The organism is Parapedobacter sp. 2B3 (assembly GCF_041925275.1).
Lineage (GTDB): Bacteria > Bacteroidota > Bacteroidia > Sphingobacteriales > Sphingobacteriaceae > Parapedobacter > Parapedobacter pyrenivorans_A.
Genome location: NZ_JBHEUZ010000017.1, coordinates 59,186 through 78,303 on the forward strand (window position 1 = coordinate 59,186; position 19,118 = coordinate 78,303).

Here is a 19,118-nt window from a genome sequence, read left to right on the forward strand (position 1 = left end):
CAACTTAGTTATTTGAAATAGCCGCTAAAGGGTTGTCGCCATGGCCGGATCGCTGACGCCATGTTTACCCGTCTCTACCCGTCCGGCAAAACGGCATGAAAACCCATCTGCCGCTTGCACCGTAAAGTCATACCAGTTCGCGCTATTTTTCAACGGTATATGCTTCTTCAGCCGCCGCCCCGCCGCAACGGTTAACGTCTCCGATGCAGGGTACCCGTAAGCGTTGGCGATGAGCTTTACCGCTAGCGATGTTTGCAATGGATGTTTCAACTGTATGGAAATCCCCCCTTTGCGTTGATCGTAATCCAATTGTACCTCCGGTTCAACCGCATGGATGTTTCCGGCAAACTTGCGGAAATAACCATTGGGCCCATACACTTCGAGATCATATGCGCCACCCGTTTCGGCGGCATCCCACTCGTCGGCCAGTGATTTAGCGGCCTCTACCGTGTATCGGCGCGGTATCTGCTCAAGCCGGTTCAGATCATATACGTGATAAACCGCCCCCTTCGCTCCTTTATTTTCGAAAACCAGTCGCACCTGCCGTTCTTCGCGTAGGTAGTGAAGTGTGCAATGCAAGGCATAGGGTAGCGCCCGCGATAACCGGGTTCCTTTTTCCTGATAGAGCTGCGATGGCTTTTCGGGGGCGACCGCTTTGGGTAACGTCTTCGAAGCAGCATCGATGGCTTCAAATCCAGACGTATCTGGCATAACGGGAAATTTCGGGTCATTGGGCGTGACAAAATCAAATGCCGATGTGAGATCACTACTTACGGCACGGTGCCAGGGCGATATGGCCGGCACCGTTACGCCAAACCGTTTCTCGATAAATTGCGCCACCGAGGTGTGGTCGGCTACGGCCGAGTCTACCCATCCCCCTTTACTCCAGGGCGACAGGATATACATCGGCACCCGGGGTCCCATACCCCACGGCCGCAGGTTGCCGGAGATGGTGTCCCGCTTGTCAATGTAGACACGATTGGTCTCCGTATCCGCCAAGTTATCCTTGTCGTTGTGGAAATACATACCTGCCAGCTCCATTGTTGACTTACCCGCAAGGGTGTTATCGAGGTTGTAAGAAGGCACAGCGGGCGCCGGCAGGTGATCAAAAAGGCCATCATTCTCATCAAATGTTAGAAAGAATACGGTCTTACTCCACACCTCGGGGTTGGCCGTGATGGCCGCGAGCACCTCGTGCGTGAAATCAGCCGCCCGGTAAGGGCTAGACGGTGCTCCCGGGTGTTCTGAATTGCTTTGGGAGGGCAACACCCAACTCACTTGTGGCAAAGTACCGTTTTTCACATCATTGGTAAGGTCCTCTATCGACCAATGCCTCATGCCGTTTTCATAAATCGGCGATCCCGGTTTCGCGTTCCGGAAACTCTCAAATGCCAGACAACCATGCATGGCCCCCGTCCAATTATCGTTGGGGTCCTGGTAAATACGCCAGCTGATGCCCGCCTTTTGCAATACGTCCGGTATGGTGGGCCAGGTGAAGGCACTTCCCTGATAAGTATAGCCCGGTTCGGGCATATGGCCCTTAATCCAGCAACGCAGGTTTACCGGTTCCGAATCGGCATCGGTACAGTTGATACCCGCCGCCCGCATTTCAGGATCGTGCACCGATCCCGACCAAAACACGATCCGGTTGGGGTCGGTGCCTGTGGCTATGGAGCAATGATACGCATCGCAGATGGTGAAATATTCGGCCATGGCATATTGGAACGGGATCTCTTCGCGTGTATAATAGGCCATGGAATAAGGGGTTTTGAACAGCGGCCAAAACCCGTATTTACCCTGGTTCCAGGCAGCCTGCGTATCCGGAAAATTGTGTGGGGTTCCATTGATTAACGCGGCATTGGAAGTGTTTTTATTCGCCCGGTAAGGCGGTACAACCTGCTTCCCATCCGATTGGTGGAATGCCCGATGGCCGCTTGCCAGCGGGATAGGGAAACGGTCGCCAAACCCACGCACACCGCGCATAGTTCCGAAATAATGATCGAACGACCGGTTTTCCTGCATGAGGATAACGATGTGCTCCACGTCATTGATAGACCGGGTTGCATTATGCGCTTCCACTGCCAAGGCCCGTTGCAGCAGTGGCTCCCACAGTGCACCGGTAAGCCCGGCAGTAGCTGATAGCTTGATGAAATCTCTCCGATGTAATTTTCCCATGGTTATTCTCGCGTCAATGGTTCATATACTGTTCGATATACGGATATAGGTGGTTGGCGTACCGCATAAATCCTAAATCGGTGAAATGGACGCCGTCCACCGTGGCTTCATTGTCGGTGCCGAGCATCCCCAATGCCGGAACAATGTGGATGTGCTGCTCACCACTGGCGATTAGCCGATGGAACACGGTGTGTAGCGCGGCATTCTTATCGGCTATGGTCTGCCGTACGCGGCGGTCGAACGCTGCCTGCGGATAGAGTGGGTTTTCCACAAACAATATGGTGGTGTGGGGGGCCTTCTGCCGCACAATACGATAAAATTTTTCCAATCGCTCTTCAATCAGTTCCACGCCTACGTTGGGCATAAAATCGAGCACGATCAACGAAGCCTCCCGATGGCCGATAAGCTCCGCTATTTCGTAGTCGAGCTTTGCATTGCCACTAAACCCGAGATTGACGAACTCGCGATTAAACCGACGGCTCAATATATTAAGGTGGGCCATCCCTGGGCGGGAAGCACATCCGCCCTGCTGGATGCTGGTGCCGTAACATACTACAGGCTTATCAGCAACCGGAAGGCCTGCCAAGGGCGGAGCGATGGTAGCCGACGAATCAGCGCCGAGCTGCAAATCCACCACACCATCGTATAACGGAAAATAAAGCATGAATTCCTTGAAAGTGGTATCCATGTTGGCAACGATCCTGGCCTCATTGGTTAGGCTGTTTACCTGCGGGCGGGCGGAATTGACGAATACCCATTTTCCCTCATCCAGGCAATACAGATCAAACCCTTTGATGCCGGTTTCTGTCATATGGTTCATCATGCGGTTTTGGTACAGCGTCCATTTCAACCCCATGGCGGTGGTGTTCGACCGGAACCGCAGGTACAATCCGGCCGTATTTTTACCGAGTCCCCACACCGGTTCGCGCGACTGCGTTTTCAGCGCTGCGGGCAACCGCTCATAGCGGGTCTCGGTTTGGTCGGTCATCTTTCCGAACAAGGGCAGTGACTCGACGCTATGGTACTTTAGTTGGCCTAATACAGGTAGCCAGCATCCTAAGAAGCCGATGATGGAGGCTAGTTTAACGACGTTCATAATCAGTTGATGTGTCTACTCGCCCTCAAAAATGGCAAAAAATGGTGACTATCCGGCCAACGTACCCGGAAAATCGTCTATCTTCTCGCAGCACACCTGCTCCATCACCTGTTTCAGTTGGGCTTTCAGCAATGCAATGGTATGGTCTCCCCCACGCTTACCCAGCGCGGCAACGCCATACATAAATGGCCTTCCCATGAATGTAAAATCCGCTCCACAGGCCAATGAACGGCCAATATCCGGACCAGAGCGCAGCCCGCTATCGATCATTACCTTTATCCGGTCGCCATATGTATCAGCCAAACCCTTCAATGGCTTGATGGTTGACTCTCCAGCATCAATCTGCCGACCGCCGTGGTTGGATACAATCACGCCATCTGCCCCCAAACCTATGCTCGCTTCCATGTCTTCATCACATACGACCCCTTTGATGACCAGTTTGCCTTTCCACAGGTCCCGGATGGCTTTCACCTTATCAACATCGACCCTGCCGGTAAAAGTGGCGTTCATGAACTTACCTAGTTGACTAAGGTTGAGGCTCTTGTCCATATAAGGCTTCAACGTAGCAAACTCGGGTATGCCCACCCGGAGGGTCTCAAATGCCCACGTAGGCCGTATGGCCGCCTGGAGGAAGTTGTTGATCGTCATCTTGGGCGGCATGGAAAGGCCCGCCTTGATTTCGCGATAGCGCAATCCGAACGAAGGCACATCGACCAATACCACCAAAACCGGGCATTGCACGGCCTCGAGACGGCGAAGGATATCGTCGCGCAGCCTGTTTTCGGTGGGATGGTATAACTGGAACCAAAACCGGGACTCCGACACTTCCGCAATGCGTTCGATGCTGCTCGTAGATACGGTGCTCAAGGTGTAGGGCACGTTGTGCTTCAATGCGGCCTTGGCCAATATTTCCGGAGCATTGGGCCACATCAGGCCTTGTAGGCCGATAGGCGATATGCCGAAGGGTGCATCGTAGACGTGGCCGAATAATTCTGTCCGCATATCGACCCCGTGATGCTTTTTGAGATACCGGGGGATCAGCTGGATATCACGGAAATCAGCCTCGTTGCGCCACAGATTCAGCTCATCGTTGCATCCCCCTTCGAGGTAGTCGAACGCAAACTTGGGAATACGTTTTTTTGCTTTCCTTTTCAGGTCTTGTACCGATGGATATTGGGGATTGTATTTCAATAGCTCAGGATTCATTGCTGTTCTTTGTTTTCATTCGAATGTGCGTAAAAACGCAGTTCTATCAGATCATTTGGCAACGGTTGCTTATTCCATGCAGCGTGGATGGCCAAAGCGGCCCCTACCGCGGTGGCTTGTGCCATGGAAGCGGCAAAAACCTCCATCTCCGGAAAAGCGTTGGCCAGCAAATTCATGAAGATAGCGTTCTTGCTGAATCCACCATCCACAAAAATACGCTTTACTTCGGAACCCTTTATCGCCAGTCCGGTGGAAATCACCTGCAGGTCGATCAAGTCCATGATCAATCGATGGTAGGCTTCCTCATAGGAGGCGTAATCTGACAGGCTGCGTTGGGCGAAAGCAGACACCTTGCTGCCGATAGGTGCCGGACCGGAAGTCTCCTGACGGAGCTTGGCCACAGTACGGGGGTTGTATGCCATATTGCGGTAGCGGCTGGTAGGCTGGCCAAAATGCTCCGCAATGCGCTTCACCTGTTGCTCGTGTTCATAACCGGCAAAAAGGCGCGACGCTTTCACGGGGGTACCCTGGTAATGCATATAGCAAAGGCAATCGGCCTCCAATTCTACCTTGGTGAGCGGTGTATGGTTAAACGGATTGAGACTGATGCACCACGTACCCGTCGATATCAGCACAAACGGCTCGTGGAAACTCACCAAGTAAGGTATCAGGGCAGCCGAGCTATCGTGCAGCCCTACCCCCACGCCATATCCGTTGCCCGGAAACGAGGCTGGGAAAATGTCGTCACCCGCAACGATGGGTGCCAGCTTCTCATCGAGCGCCTCGCTACGCACCCATTCGTGGTATTCGTCCTTGCCGAAGTCCCAAAGCTGTGTGTGGCAGCCAATGCTCGTCATGTCAGAGTACATGCGGCCCGACACCAGGAAACTCAGGTATTGTGGTAGATGTAGGGCGTAACGGATCCGTTCGAACAGCGCCGGCTTCTCATACTTGATCCGATAGAGTTGCATACCCGAGTTGAGGCTTCCCAGTACGGGCGAGGCAGTGGAATACGCCATTTTCTCCTCGCCGCCGTAAGTTTCGTAAAAATGCCGCTGCAATTGTTCCGGATAAGGTTTCAGGTAGTTATATAGCGGGGCGAGCGGTTTCCCGTTCTCGTCCACATACACCAAACTGGCGCCATATGCCGCAAAATTAATGGCCCGCACGTCAAACTCGGGCCTCCGGAACACTTCGTGCAAGGAATCGAACACCGATAACCGCAGGCTTTCCAAGTTTTCACAGGGGTCGCCATCCTCGTCCTCCGTCTCGGTAAACCGCGCCGACCGCTCGAACACGATTTTATAACGCTCATCGAACAGAAAGAGCTTTTTGTTGGTCTTCCCAACGTCAAATATCGCTATGACTTGTTTCTTCATCTATAACCCCGTCGCTACCGTCTTTGCTCCTCTTTCCTTGACCAATTCGCCGCGCACGTTCAATTCCCTGTAGAGTTCAATCGGATTCAAGGCCGCTCCAGCACGCAGGCGCGCCTCGGCAACCAATGGGCGCACGTCGGTGCGGAATGCCTGTTGCAGCACTTCTTGTGCGCGGGCAACGTCATTTGTCGCCTGCGCTTCGTGTAGCGCATCGCGATCGATAAGCAACGCCTGTGCGTAAGCGATCAAAATCGCCTCGACTGATTGGATTAAATCTTCTAACGGATCTTTCAGATTGTGCGAGGCATCGATCATCCATCCCAAATCCTTCGCATGGTCCATACCGCGTGCATCCATTCCTTCTACCAATTCGCTGAATATCAGGAACAGTTGGTAAGGTTTGATGCTACCGGTGGTGAGGTCGTCATCCCCGTATTTGGAATCATTGAAGTGGAAGCCTCCTAGTTTACCTTCCATCAACAGCAAGGATACAATCTGCTCAATATTGGCGTTGGGCAGGTGGTGGCCCAAATCGACCAAGGTATAGGCTTTGTCGCCCAATTTGCTGGCATAAAGCAATGACTGCCCCCAGTCGCCCACCGTCGTCGAATAGAAGTTGGGTTCAAATGCCTTGTACTCCACAAATATCTTCCAGTCGGCGGGCAGCGCCGCGTATACCTCCTGCAAGCTTTCGAGGGTGTTTTGGAAAGCCTGGCGGAAGTTTAGTTGACCCGGGAAACTTGAACCGTCAGCCAGCCATACCGTCAATGACTTCGACCCCAGCTCTACACCGTGTTTGATGACCTCGATGTTATGGTCGACGGCCTGCTTGCGCACGGCGCGGTCTACGTGCTGCATGGAACCGAATTTGTAACTGTGCGCTTGGCCGGGCTGGTCCTGGAAGGTGTTGGAATTCATGGCGTCAAACGCCAATCCATGTTGGTCGGCGAGGGTACGTATCGCTTCGTAGTCTTCGGGAATATCCCATGGGATATGCAATGAAATGGCACCGCTCGACCGATTTAGGGCATGCAACAACCCGATATCGGCTATTTTCTCTTCCAAGTTACGCGGTTCGCCACCTCCGGAAAAACGGCCGAAACGTGTACCTCCTGTCCCTAAAGCCCAACTCGGGATGGCCACCTGGAAATCAACCAATTTGCTTACGATGTCCGGCGCATTGGGCAGTTCTTCTGCCAACCGCTCAAAACGGCGTTGCTGCGCCTTTATCAATCGTTGGTTATGCGTTGCTACTTGATTTTTATCGATATTCATAATAGTTCCTTAACAAAAGTAAGCAGAATTGTCAACCAATCACCTAGGGAGTCAATTGAGCTGACAATACTGCGAAAAAAAGATAATTACCTTACAAATGCCATCGCTACGCCCCCATCGACATTCAGCACGTTGCCGGTCGACTTATTCAACAGACCACTCGCAAAGGCAAAGCACGCATTGGCGATGTCATCTGGTAGGATGATTTCGTTAAGCAGCGTACGCTTCGCATAGTAAGCGGGAAGTTCCGCCACCGTGACGCCGTATGCTTTGGCACGGCCTTCCGCCCATCCGCCAGCCCAGATATTACTGTCGCTGATCACGGCATCCGGGTTCACCACGTTCACGCGGATGCGGTCGATTCCGAGTTCGGCTGCATTCAACCGGCTCAAGTGCAACTGGGCGGCCTTAGCCGAGCCATAGCCCGCGTTGTTGGGGCCGCTTACCAGTGCGTTCTTACTAACGATATTGATGATATCGCCGCCGATTGCCTGCTTCTTCAATACAGCCACTGCTGCTTGCGTAACCAAGAATTGGCCCTTTACCAACACATCATACAGCAAATCCCAATCCTTTTGCGTGTGGTCCCCGATCGATTTCGATATGGAAAGACCCGCGTTATTCACCACGATATCGACACCACCGAACGCAAGCGCCGCGGTGTCAAACGCTTGTTGTATCTGGTCTGCATGGGTTACATCCAGCAACGCCGTGGCATAGGCATCTTTGCCGAATGCGCCTTGAAATTCCTTACCTGCTTCTTCCAACCGCTCCGCATTGAGGTCGTTGAGCACCACAACAGCTCCCTCCTGCACAAACTTTTTGGCAATGGCTTTGCCGATACCGCCCGCGCTCCCTGTTATCAGGGCAATCTTGCCAGAGAGGGGCTTGGGTTTGGGCATACGCTGCAATTTCGCTTCTTCCAACAGCCAATACTCGATGTCAAACGCTTCCTGCCGGGGCAACGAGGTATATTCGGAGATAGCCTCGGCACCCTTCATCACGTTGATGGCATTGGTATAAAATTCGGCAGCCACGCGTGCCGTCTGCTTGTCTTTTGAAAACGAAAACATACCGATGCCCGGATAAAGGATAATCACCGGATTGGGATCACGCATGGCGGGGCTATTGGGATGCTTACAGGTCTCGTAGTACGCTTTGTACATGGACCGGTAAGCTTCAAACGCCGGTGCAAGCTGTATTTTCAGCGCTTCAGCGTCCGACAGGTCGGCATCGGGTGCCAAATCAAGAACCAGCGGACTGATCTTCGTGCGTAGAAAGTGATCGGGGCAACTGGTACCTAGCGGCGCCAAGCGGCCGAGGTCGTTGGAGTTGATAAATTCCAGCACCCGCGGGTCATCGGTGAAATGTCCTACCATACTGCGTTCGGACGAACAGAACCCGCGAAGGATCGGAGCCAATGCTGCGGCCTGCTTTTTCCGGTTGTCGGCATCGACATCCGCAATCTTGGCACCGCCGAAGACGGGCCGCTGCTTGCCGTAGTTGGCCTCCAGGTATTCGGCACAACGCTCGATGACCGTCAATGTATTCACATAGCTCTCGTATGCCGTATCGCCCCACGTAAACAAGCCGTGCGACCCGAGCATGATGCCCCGGATACCTGGACTATCATCCAGGCATTGCTTTAGTTGCAACCCCAAGTCGAATCCCGGCCGCTGCCATTCAACCCAACCGATTTCGCCATTAAACAGTTCTTGGGTGATGCGCTTGCCATCTTTGGCGGCAGCAATAGCGATCGCCGCATCGGGGTGGAGGTGGTCGATGTGCTTAAACGGGAGGAAACCATGCAGGGGCGTGTCTATGGATGGAGCCTTTGACTGTAAATCATAAATACAGTGGTTGAAAAGCTCCACCATCTCATCCTCATGGTCGATGCCGCGGTATACCTGCTTGAGGCTCCGTAAGCGGTCCACATACAAGGCCGCAAGGCCGCTGCGCGTGAGTGTACCAATATCACCACCCGAACCCTTGATCCACATCACCTCGGTATCGGCTCCCGTAAGCGGGTCTTTGGCAACAGCCTTACAGGAAGTATTGCCGCCACCGTAGTTCGTCAGACGTAAATCCGCGCCCAGTAGGTTGGATCGGTAGAGCAAAAGCGCCACCTCGTCTCCCTCCAATTCAGCGGCCTCCGCGTGATCCCATAAATAACTTACATGTTTGAATGCGTCTTTCTCAATGATATTTGACATCTTACTTATTGTTTATTCGTTTTTTGAATGATTCTTTTCTTGCTCTTGTGTTTTCTTCTTACCCTACGGGCGTCAGGCTTATCATCTATAACCGGAACCTACGACTTACGACTCCAATGTCCTCGCAAACCCCACCAATATGATGGATAGGATAATGGTGGCGATACCACCTATAATGGTCGCATACGTTTTCTTACCGACCCCTTTCCATTCGCGCAAAATGACACCCCACGCGTTGGCGATGAGGATGATGAACGCCATGTGCAGTATCCACGAGCTTGGTCCATTGCCCAAGCGGCTTTCGCCCATTCCGTAAAAGAAAAACTGCAAGTACCACGTGGTTCCGGCCAATGCGCAGAACAAGATATTGCGCGCGATGGGTGTCTTGGTATTGACATAATCGCCGAACGTTTTGTTGCGTGCGTTCAGGAACATGCACCAAAGGAAATTAGTGGTAAGCCCGCCCCAAAGGACAACTACATAGGTCACATTATTCTGGAAAAGAAATTCCCCCTGCCCGGGATTGGCTGCTTTCCAAAGGTCGTTGGCTACATTGGCCATCGGCTTACCCGCCTCCAACCCAAAATTGAAACAAGCACTGAGTACGCCCGATACGATACCAACGATCAACCCCAGCCCGAATTTATAGTCCTTATTCCCGCTGGCATCGGCTGTACCCACCGTCAGCTCCTTTTCTTTCAGCACGCCCGCCTTACCGCAGAGATAGATACCAAAGATACAGACTGCAAGACCGATCAATACCGTCCGGCCCGATGTCGTGGTGAAAAACAAATCAATGGTTTCTTTTCCTTCACTGCCGGCAAAATAGTAATAAATAGAAGGCACCAGCGAACCGAATACCATCGTAAGGCCCAGGATGATACTACTACCTAATGACACGCCCAGGTACCGCACACCCAATCCGTAGGTGAGGCCACCGACGCCCCAAAGAAGGCCAAACAGGAACGAGTAGCCCAAGGTGCTGCTGTCTGCTTGCCTAATGATATCGGCAAACCCCGGAATGGTAATGTAAGCCGCCAACGGCGGTACGATCAACCACGAAAATAGCCCCCCCACAATCCAGAAGCTCTCCCAGGCCCAACCTTTTACCTTCTTATAAGGCACGTAAAAGCTACCGGAAGCGAAACCGCCAACAAAATGAAAAAAAACGCCTGCTAGTGCTTGCATATCAATACGGTTAAATTTATGGTCATTTAGTTATAAAAACAGCGCAAGATAGAAAAGATGAAAATACGAACTGTTATGGGCTGTCATGTTTAAGATCGGCGGACCACTTTTTTGCCTTCGGATTTCCATTTAGACAATAAAACCCGTAATATCGTGTTCTTAAAATTAAAAAACAATACAACTGACGAACATGAGAAACTTTACATTGCTAGTTATCCTGATGGCTGTTTTTTCAATTGGAAACGTTTTTGGCCAAGCTACGGCAACGCGCGTGCCACCGAAGGGCTCGCTCACCAGCGGCACCCTCGATAGCCAATTCGTTTACCTTTATGCGATTTCACGGACGCAGAATGGCATTGAGCATGTTCGCCGGCCCAACCTGGAGCAGATTCGGAAAAATGTGGCCGACACGATCCGTGCACTCACGAAGGAAATAACGGATTTGAAGTCAAAAGACGGCAATCAACAGGCCATGGTGGATGCCATGACCGATTCGCTGGTGCTCGTGCGGCAGGAGCTCCAGACCGCCCAACAGGAGAAAGACAGCTTTTCCTTTATCGGCATTTCACTTAAAAAGGCTACCTATAGCCTCATTATGTGGGGAATTGTACTGCTGCTGGCTGCGGCGCTGGCCGTTTTTATTTACCGCTTCAACCAAAGCCACGTGGTTACACGGGATACCAAGAAAGCCATCGGGGATCTGCAAGACGAATTTGAACAACACCGCAAAAAAGCCATGGAAAAAGAACAGAAACTGAAGCGCCAATTGCAAGACGAAATCAATAAGCGGATGTGACCGTAAACAACCGAATATTTGTTTGAATTTATATTTGCTTTTAATTCTTTAAAGCGTATTTTTGCAGACCAAAATCGAGGCGCCTGATTTGCCTTTATTAGATTGGTTTATAAAATTTTAGTTCCTGATAGTATGTCCAATATTGGAAAAATAGCCCAAATCATCGGCCCGGTGGTCGACGTCAGTTTCTCCGAAAATGCCAAGCTCCCCAAGATCTACGATGCGTTGGAAATCGAGAAAGAGAATGGTCAGCGTATTGTTTTAGAGGTGCAGCAGCACCTCGGTGAAGAGCGCGTGCGCACCATCGCCATGGATGCCACCGAAGGCCTCACCCGTGGGATGAAGGTGGTAGACACAGGGGCTCCCATCAAAATGCCTGTCGGCGAAAGCATCAAAGGGCGGGTATTCAATGTGGTGGGTGACGCGATTGACGGGATCCAGGAACTTGACAAATCAAGTGGCCGCAGTATCCACAACGACCCACCGAAATTCGAGGACCTTTCTACAGAAACTGAAGTATTGCTTACGGGCATCAAGGTGATTGATTTGTTGGAGCCTTATGCAAAAGGTGGTAAAATCGGCCTCTTTGGCGGTGCCGGTGTTGGGAAAACCGTACTCATCCAGGAATTGATCAATAATATCGCCAAGGCATACGCCGGCCTTTCCGTATTTGCCGGTGTCGGCGAGCGTACCCGTGAAGGTAACGACCTGCTCCGCGAAATGCTTGAATCGGGCATCATCAAATACGGTGATGAATTCCTCGAGGGCATGGAAAAGGGCGAATGGCCATTGGAAAAAGTGAACACCGAAGAAATGAAGGACTCTAAAGCGACCTTCGTATTCGGACAAATGAACGAGCCTCCCGGTGCACGTGCCCGGGTAGCCCTTTCGGGGCTAACCATCGCCGAATACTTCCGCGATGGCGACGGCGAAGGTGCAGGCCGCGACATCCTATTCTTTATCGACAATATTTTCCGTTTTACACAAGCAGGTTCTGAAGTGTCGGCACTTTTGGGCCGGATGCCATCAGCGGTTGGTTATCAGCCTACGTTGGCGACCGAAATGGGCCTTATGCAAGAGCGTATCACGTCCACCAAGCGCGGCTCAATCACATCGGTACAGGCCGTATACGTGCCGGCCGATGACTTGACGGACCCCGCGCCGGCAACAACGTTTGCCCACTTGGATGCCACTACGGTACTTTCCCGTAAAATCGCTGAGTTGGGTATCTACCCCGCCGTGGATCCGCTGGACTCTACCTCGCGGATATTAAGCCCGGCTATTTTGGGCGAAGAGCACTACAATACCGCACAACGGGTGAAGGAAATCCTTCAGCGTTACAAAGAATTGCAAGACATTATCGCCATCCTTGGTATGGATGAACTGTCTGAAGAGGATAAGTTAACCGTACATCGCGCCCGCCGTGTACAGCGTTTCCTGTCACAGCCATTCCACGTGGCAGAGCAATTCACTGGTTTAAAAGGCGTATTGGTAGACATCAAAGATACCATCAAAGGGTTCAACATGATCATCGATGGCGAGGTAGATGAGTATCCCGAAGCGGCCTTCAACTTGGTGGGTTCCATCGACGACGCAATCGAAAAAGGCAAGAAACTGTTGGCAGAAGCTGTATAAACGTAAATCGACGTGAAACTTACCATCATTACCCCAGACCAGCCGGTTTTTGAAGGCGATATCATATCGGTGACCGTACCGGGTACCGCAGGTGCTTTCGAAGTACTGGAAAACCACGCGCCAATTGTTTCTACATTAGAGCGCGGCAAGGTCATCGTACGCACCGGGAAAGGGGAAGAGGTCATTGATATTATCGGCGGAGTCGTGGAAGTGATCCACAACAACGTCACCGTACTCGCCGAAGGGATATCAGAAAAGCCAAAAGCCAGCAATTAAAACGCAAGAGAAAACATAGCAGGAGCCCCCCGGTACGTACGTTACCGGGGGGCTTGTTTTTTGGCAACTCTTCCCGGTGCCGCACCGATTTTACGCAGAATTTCGGTACGTATTGACAAGCACGAAAAAATTGTACTGAATACCGAAATTGGATTTGGTATATATATGTCAAATATAAATATCAATAATACAAAACAAAACAAAATAATATTTTGATTTGTCTAACAATATAAAATTATGTTCTGTTTCAAAAAACACACAGTTTACTATTGCCAATAATAAATAAAGGTCATACCTTGATGAAGTTAAAAGTCAAGCGTAGTAATTGATAGAATTTGGTTGGGAAGTAATGGAGTACTTCGATAAAAATGCATGGGTTTATTTGGACGGCCAGTTCGTCAAAGCCGAAGCCGCAAGCACCGATCTGTTCGGCCAATCGGTTCACTACGGATTTTCGGCTATCGAGGGTATCCGGGCGTACAATACGCACAACGGCACACGCCTGTTCAGGGCCGAGCAGCATTATGAGCGCCTCCGTCGCTCCTGCGAGGAAGTCGGCATTGGCTTCCGATGGGAAACCGACGTACTGGTAGACAAGACCTACGAACTGCTCGAACGGAACAACCTGCGGAGTGCCTACATCCGCCCATTGGTTACCAGTGGGCCCAACATGTACCTTACCCCGGCGAGCAATTCGAGCATCGTCATTACCGCATGGGAATGGGGACCTTTCTTAGGCACTGACCTGATCCGAACCACGCTATCGCCCTACCGGCGGCCTTCGCCATACTCCGTACCGATGGCGGCTAAGGTAGCTGGCCAATACGTCGCTTCCATCCTAGCGACCACCGAGGCCACCAAGCGCGGTTTTGACGAGGCCATCCTATTGGACCACGAGGGGTATGTAGCACAGGCATCGAGCAACAACCTGTTCATTGAAAAAGGCACCACCCTATACACGCCGGCCGCGGGCCATATCTTCCCCGGTATTACGAGGCAGGCGGTCATCGAGCTCGCGGGTATATTCAATATCGACGTGGTGGAAAAACAATTGACACCCGATGAACTGAAAGCGGCTGATAGTGCGTTCCTAACCGGTACGGCTACCGGCATCGTGGGTATTGCAGCGGTAGACGAGGTAACATTCCCTGAAACATGGAGCGACACGCTGGGCGCTACGATACAACGTGCTTACAAGAATTTAACATTAGAGAAAGAGAATTACGAAGTGATTATATAATTATGCTAACTAATCAAACAACAGAACTAAACAAATACAGTAAAGTATTTACGCAGGATAAAACCCAGCCTGCTGCCCAAGCGATGCTCTATGGCATCGGGCTAACGGACGACGACATGCAGAAGGCGCAGGTTGGCATCGGTAGCATGGGCTACGATGGGAATACCTGCAACATGCACCTCAACGACCTAGCCCAAGTGGTAAAGGAAGGCGTTTGGGGGAACGATTTGGTGGGCCTTGTTTTCAACACCATTGGGGTGAGCGACGGCATGAGCAACGGCACGGATGGCATGCGGTACTCGTTGGTGAGCCGCGACATCATCGCTGACAGCATCGAGGCGATCTGTGGTGGCCAGTATTACGACGGCGTCATCACCATCCCCGGCTGCGACAAAAATATGCCCGGCTCCATCATGGCCATGGCACGGCTCGACCGCCCATCCATCATGGTATATGGGGGCACCATCGCACCGGGCCACTACAAAGGGCAGGACCTGAACATCGTATCGGCCTTCGAGGCATTGGGGCAAAAGATCGCGGGCGAGCTCACCGACGAGGATTTCCTGGGCATTGTTAAGCACACCTGCCCGGGTGCAGGGGCCTGTGGGGGCATGTATACCGCCAACACCATGGCGGCGGCCATCGAGGCACTGGGCATGAGCCTCCCCTACTCGTCTTCCAACCCGGCGGTAAGCGAGGAAAAGAAACAAGAATGCCGCGAGGCTGGCAAGTACATCCGTATCCTGCTCGAACGCGACATCAAACCATCGGACATCATGACGCGCGAAGCGTTCGAAAACGCACTGCGGGTCATCATCGTTCTCGGTGGGAGCACCAACGCCGTGCTCCATTTCATCGCCATCGGCAAAAGCGTGGGCATCAACATCACCCAAGACGATTTCCAGCAGATGAGTGATAAGACACCCGTACTTGCCGATTTCAAGCCGAGCGGTAAGTACCTTATGCAAGACCTGCACAACTATGGCGGCGTACCGGCGGTAATGAAATACCTGCTCAACGAAGGATTGCTGCATGGCGATTGCCTCACCGTAACCGGACAGACGTTGGCCGAGAACCTATCGAACGTGACTCCCATCAATGAAATAGACCAACAAATCGTGCATACGCTCGACCGGCCCATCAAACCGACGGGCCACCTTCAGATCCTGTACGGCAACCTGGCCGAAAAAGGCAGTGTAGCCAAGATTTCGGGCAAGGAAGGGGAACGTTTCGAAGGACCGGCCCGTGTGTTTGACGGCGAAAAGGACCTGATTGCCGGGCTGGCGTCAAAACGGGTGCGGCCGGGGGATGTGATCGTCATCAAAAACGAAGGCCCCAAGGGAGCGCCGGGCATGCCCGAAATGCTGAAACCGACATCGGCCATCATCGGGGCGGGACTCGGCAAAAGCGTGGCGCTGATTACCGATGGCCGCTTCAGCGGCGGTACCCATGGGTTTGTGGTGGGCCACATTACGCCCGAAGCTTACGAAGGCGGCCTAATCGGCCTGGTGGAGGATGACGATACCATCGTTATCGATGCGGTCAGCAATACCATCAACCTACTGGTGGCAGACAATGTCATCGCTGAGCGCCGGGCAAAATGGGAAAAACCCAGCCTGAAAGTAACAAAAGGGGTATTATATAAATATGCAAAGACAGTGGCCGACGCAGCATCGGGTTGCGTAACGGATGAATGTTGATTGTAAGTCGTTAGTCATAAGTCGTTAGTACGGAAGCAAAAAACAAAAAACTATGAACACGTTGGAAATCACGAAAGACAATTCCCAGAGCGATTCGAACCGCAACGTCGAAACCATCCAATTGAGTGGTTCACAGGCCGTGCTCGAAGCGCTGCTGGCAGAAGGTGTGGATACCATATTTGGCTACCCCGGCGGTGCGATCATGCCCATCTATGATGCGCTATACGATTACAGCGAAAAGCTGAAGCATATCCTGGTACGCCACGAGCAAGGCGGCATCCATGCCGCGCAGGGTTATGCCCGTACGTCTGGCCGTGTGGGGGTTGTTTTCGCTACCAGCGGCCCGGGTGCCACCAACCTGGTGACCGGCCTTGCCGATGCCATGATCGATAGTAACCCCGTCGTCTGCATCACCGGCCAAGTATTTGCACACCTGTTGGGCACCGATGCTTTCCAAGAAACCGACGTGATCAACATCACCGCCCCGGTTACCAAATGGAATTACCAGGTTACAGACGCCTGCGAAATACCCACTGCACTGGCCAAGGCCTTCCACGTAGCCCGTACCGGCCGGCCCGGCCCGGTCCTGATCGATATCACGAAGAATGCCCAGATCCAGTTGTTCGACTATGCCGGCTACCAGGTGTGCAATCATATCCGTAGCTACCGCCCCAAGCCCATCGTGCGCCGGGAATATGTGCAGCAAGCCGCTGAACTGATCAACGCGGCCCAAAAGCCGTTTATCCTGTTTGGCCAGGGCGTCATCCTCGGCAAGGCGGAGAACGAATTTAAGGCATTCATCGAAAAAGCAGGTATCCCCGCAGCGGCTACCGTGATGGGGCTCAGTGCGCTGGAAACCGACCACCCACTACATGTCGGTATGCTGGGCATGCATGGCAACTATGCTCCCAACGTACTCACCAACGATTGCGATGTGCTCATCGCGATCGGTATGCGCTTTGATGACCGTGTAACGGGCAGGTTAGACAAATATGCCAAACAGGCCAAAGTGGTTCACCTCGACATCGATCCCGCCGAAATCGATAAAAACGTTAAAGCGACCGTGCCGGTTTGGGGCGATTGCAAAGAAACCTTACCGTTGCTTACCGAACTGGTAACCCAGCGTGAGCACAAAGAGTGGTTAACGCGTTTCCGCGAGTTGGAACAGGAGGAGATCAAGGAAGTCATCCACAACGAGCTCAACCCCACCACGGATATCATGACCATGGGCGAAGTCATCAAGACGGTCAATGAGCTGACCGGTGGTGATGCGGTCATCGTTACCGACGTAGGCCAGCACCAGATGGTGGCCTGCCGCTATGCGAAATTCAACCAGTCCAAAAGCAACGTTACTTCCGGCGGACTGGGCACGATGGGATTCGGGCTCCCCGCTGCTATCGGCGCTTGGTACGGTGCACCCGACCGCACGGTGGTCGCCGTCATCGGCGACGGCGGTATCCAGATGACCATCCAGGAGTTCGGTACCATCATGCAGTTCGGTGCCAAGGTAAAAATCCTCGTCCTCAACAATGAATTTCTAGGGATGGTACGCCAGTGGCAGCAGCTCTTCCACGATAAGCGGTACTCGTTTGTAAACATTACCAGCCCCGATTTCGTCACCGTAGCGAAAGGTTACGGCATACCGGGCCGCAGCATCAATGACCGTACGAACCTGAAACAGGCATTGCAGGAAATGATCGATTACGATGGATCGTACTTCCTCGAGGTGATGGTAGGCAAGGAAAACAACGTGTTCCCCATGGTGCCCCAAGGTAGCAGCGTAAGTGAAATCAGGTTGAAATAATTGAATTTTCGACGCTGGGTTTTTAACTTTTGATTTACTAAAACATGGAAAAGCAAGAATATACCATCACCTTATATACGGAAAACAGCATCGGGATGATCGGCCGTATATCCATTATCTTCTCGCGGCGCAAAATCAACATCGAGAGCCTCAACACGTCACCATCGGAAGCCGAAGGCATCCACCGGTTTACCATCGTCATCAACGAAACGGAAGAGGTGGTACGCAAGTTATGCCGGCAGATCGAAAAACAGGTAGAAGTGCTGAAAGCGTACTACAACACCAACGACGAGGTGATTTGGCAGGAGCAGGCGCTATATAAAGTACCTACCGATGTGGTTACCGAGAAAGCGCCCGTGGAACGGCTTTTGCGCCAATACGGTGCCAGTGCGGTGGTGATACGCAACGACTATACGGTGTTTGAGACCGCCGGGCACCGTGAAGAAATCGATGCCCTAACGGAAGCATTGGCCGAATATAACCTCATCGAGTTTGTGCGGAGCGCCCGCATTGCGATCATCAAGGACAGCGAAGGCTTCCATAAAAAACTCAAAGAATTTGAAGAAGCAGAGCCTGCCAGTGAGGTAGTCGAAAACAAGTACCTCAACAAGCAGGATAAGGTATTTACGATGTAGCATGATGGAAAGTGTATTCAAATTTATCATCGACAGCCGCAAGGCTTTCGCCGAATTGGTAGATGGGCTGTCCGCAGACGAATTGAACCAGGTTCCTGATGGCTTCAACAACAACATCATCTGGAACTTTGGGCATATCGTGGTCAGTACACCGCTGTTGTGTTATGTACGCACCGGCATCTGGCCGGATGCCGCCAAGATCAAGTATGTGGAAGCCTACAAAAAAGGGACGAAACCCACCTATGAGGTCAATGCATCCGAGCTCGCTGATCTGAAAGGGTTGGCCATCTCAACCATCCACACGTTGGAAGAAGACTATAAAAACGGGTTGTTCAAGCAAATGGAGCCTTTCAGCACCATAACGTTCGGTGCCGTGATCAATACGATCGAAGAGCTATTGGCTACCACCGTTGGCCATGACAACACGCATTACGGCTATGCCATCGCACAAAGAAGAATCATCAAAAACAGCAAATAAAAACAAAGAAGTCAAACGATAA

Annotated in this window: 15 protein-coding genes; 8 read left to right on the top strand and 7 right to left on the bottom strand. The window is 52.1% G+C overall.

Annotation, left to right across the window (positions count from 1 at the left end):
* Positions 1-24: 24 nt before the first annotated feature.
* The 7 genes from ACEVG1_RS17110 to rhaT form a co-directional block, all read right to left on the bottom strand.
* Positions 25-2,175, bottom strand: a complete 2,151-nt coding sequence (locus ACEVG1_RS17110) for a phosphocholine-specific phospholipase C (RefSeq protein ID WP_374744943.1) — start codon at positions 2,173-2,175, stop codon at positions 25-27.
* Between the two features lie 13 nt (positions 2,176-2,188).
* Positions 2,189-3,271 (bottom strand): SGNH/GDSL hydrolase family protein, encoded by a 1,083-nt coding sequence (locus ACEVG1_RS17115; RefSeq protein ID WP_374744944.1) that lies wholly within the window; start codon positions 3,269-3,271, stop codon positions 2,189-2,191.
* A 48-nt stretch (positions 3,272-3,319) separates the two neighbouring features.
* Positions 3,320-4,477: an alpha-hydroxy-acid oxidizing protein gene (locus ACEVG1_RS17120; protein WP_374744945.1), complete on the bottom strand. Its 1,158-nt coding sequence runs from the start codon at positions 4,475-4,477 to the stop codon at positions 3,320-3,322.
* Positions 4,474-5,856, bottom strand: coding sequence for an FGGY-family carbohydrate kinase (locus tag ACEVG1_RS17125; RefSeq protein ID WP_374744946.1), 1,383 nt, complete (start codon positions 5,854-5,856; stop codon positions 4,474-4,476). Before ACEVG1_RS17125 ends, ACEVG1_RS17120 begins: the two co-directional genes overlap by 4 nt.
* Positions 5,857-7,131, bottom strand: coding sequence for a TIM barrel protein (locus tag ACEVG1_RS17130; protein WP_374744947.1), 1,275 nt, complete (start codon positions 7,129-7,131; stop codon positions 5,857-5,859).
* An 86-nt stretch (positions 7,132-7,217) separates the two neighbouring features.
* Positions 7,218-9,344, bottom strand: a complete 2,127-nt coding sequence (locus ACEVG1_RS17135; protein WP_374744948.1) for a bifunctional aldolase/short-chain dehydrogenase — start codon at positions 9,342-9,344, stop codon at positions 7,218-7,220.
* Positions 9,345-9,449: 105 nt separating this feature from the next.
* Complete coding sequence (rhaT, locus tag ACEVG1_RS17140) at positions 9,450-10,532, bottom strand: L-rhamnose/proton symporter RhaT (RefSeq protein ID WP_374744949.1); 1,083 nt, start codon at positions 10,530-10,532, stop codon at positions 9,450-9,452.
* 190 nt (positions 10,533-10,722) lie between these two features.
* On the opposite strand from rhaT, the gene ACEVG1_RS17145 reads away from it, so the two are divergent.
* The 8 genes from ACEVG1_RS17145 (at position 10,723) to ACEVG1_RS17180 (ending at position 19,096) form a co-directional block, all read left to right on the top strand.
* Positions 10,723-11,328, top strand: a complete 606-nt coding sequence (locus ACEVG1_RS17145; RefSeq protein WP_374744950.1) for a hypothetical protein — start codon at positions 10,723-10,725, stop codon at positions 11,326-11,328.
* 132 nt (positions 11,329-11,460) lie between these two features.
* The gene (gene atpD / locus ACEVG1_RS17150; RefSeq protein ID WP_374744951.1) at positions 11,461-12,963 is read left to right on the top strand and encodes a F0F1 ATP synthase subunit beta; all 1,503 of its coding nucleotides are present in this window, start codon (positions 11,461-11,463) and stop codon (positions 12,961-12,963) included.
* Between the two features lie 12 nt (positions 12,964-12,975).
* Complete coding sequence (gene atpC / locus ACEVG1_RS17155; RefSeq protein WP_374744952.1) at positions 12,976-13,239, top strand: ATP synthase F1 subunit epsilon; 264 nt, start codon at positions 12,976-12,978, stop codon at positions 13,237-13,239.
* A 325-nt stretch (positions 13,240-13,564) separates the two neighbouring features.
* On the top strand, positions 13,565-14,479 hold the full coding sequence (ilvE, locus tag ACEVG1_RS17160) for a branched-chain-amino-acid transaminase (RefSeq protein WP_374744953.1): 915 nt from the start codon (positions 13,565-13,567) through the stop codon (positions 14,477-14,479).
* A 2-nt stretch (positions 14,480-14,481) separates the two neighbouring features.
* Complete coding sequence (ilvD, locus tag ACEVG1_RS17165; protein ID WP_374744954.1) at positions 14,482-16,179, top strand: dihydroxy-acid dehydratase; 1,698 nt, start codon at positions 14,482-14,484, stop codon at positions 16,177-16,179.
* Positions 16,180-16,231: 52 nt separating this feature from the next.
* Entirely contained in the window at positions 16,232-17,983 is a 1,752-nt protein-coding gene (gene ilvB / locus ACEVG1_RS17170) for a biosynthetic-type acetolactate synthase large subunit (RefSeq protein ID WP_374744955.1), read from the top strand.
* Positions 17,984-18,027: 44 nt separating this feature from the next.
* On the top strand, positions 18,028-18,618 hold the full coding sequence (gene ilvN, locus ACEVG1_RS17175) for an acetolactate synthase small subunit (RefSeq protein ID WP_374744956.1): 591 nt from the start codon (positions 18,028-18,030) through the stop codon (positions 18,616-18,618).
* Position 18,619: 1 nt separating this feature from the next.
* Positions 18,620-19,096, top strand: a complete 477-nt coding sequence (locus ACEVG1_RS17180) for a DinB family protein (protein WP_374744957.1) — start codon at positions 18,620-18,622, stop codon at positions 19,094-19,096.
* The last annotated feature ends 22 nt before the right edge of the window (positions 19,097-19,118 follow it).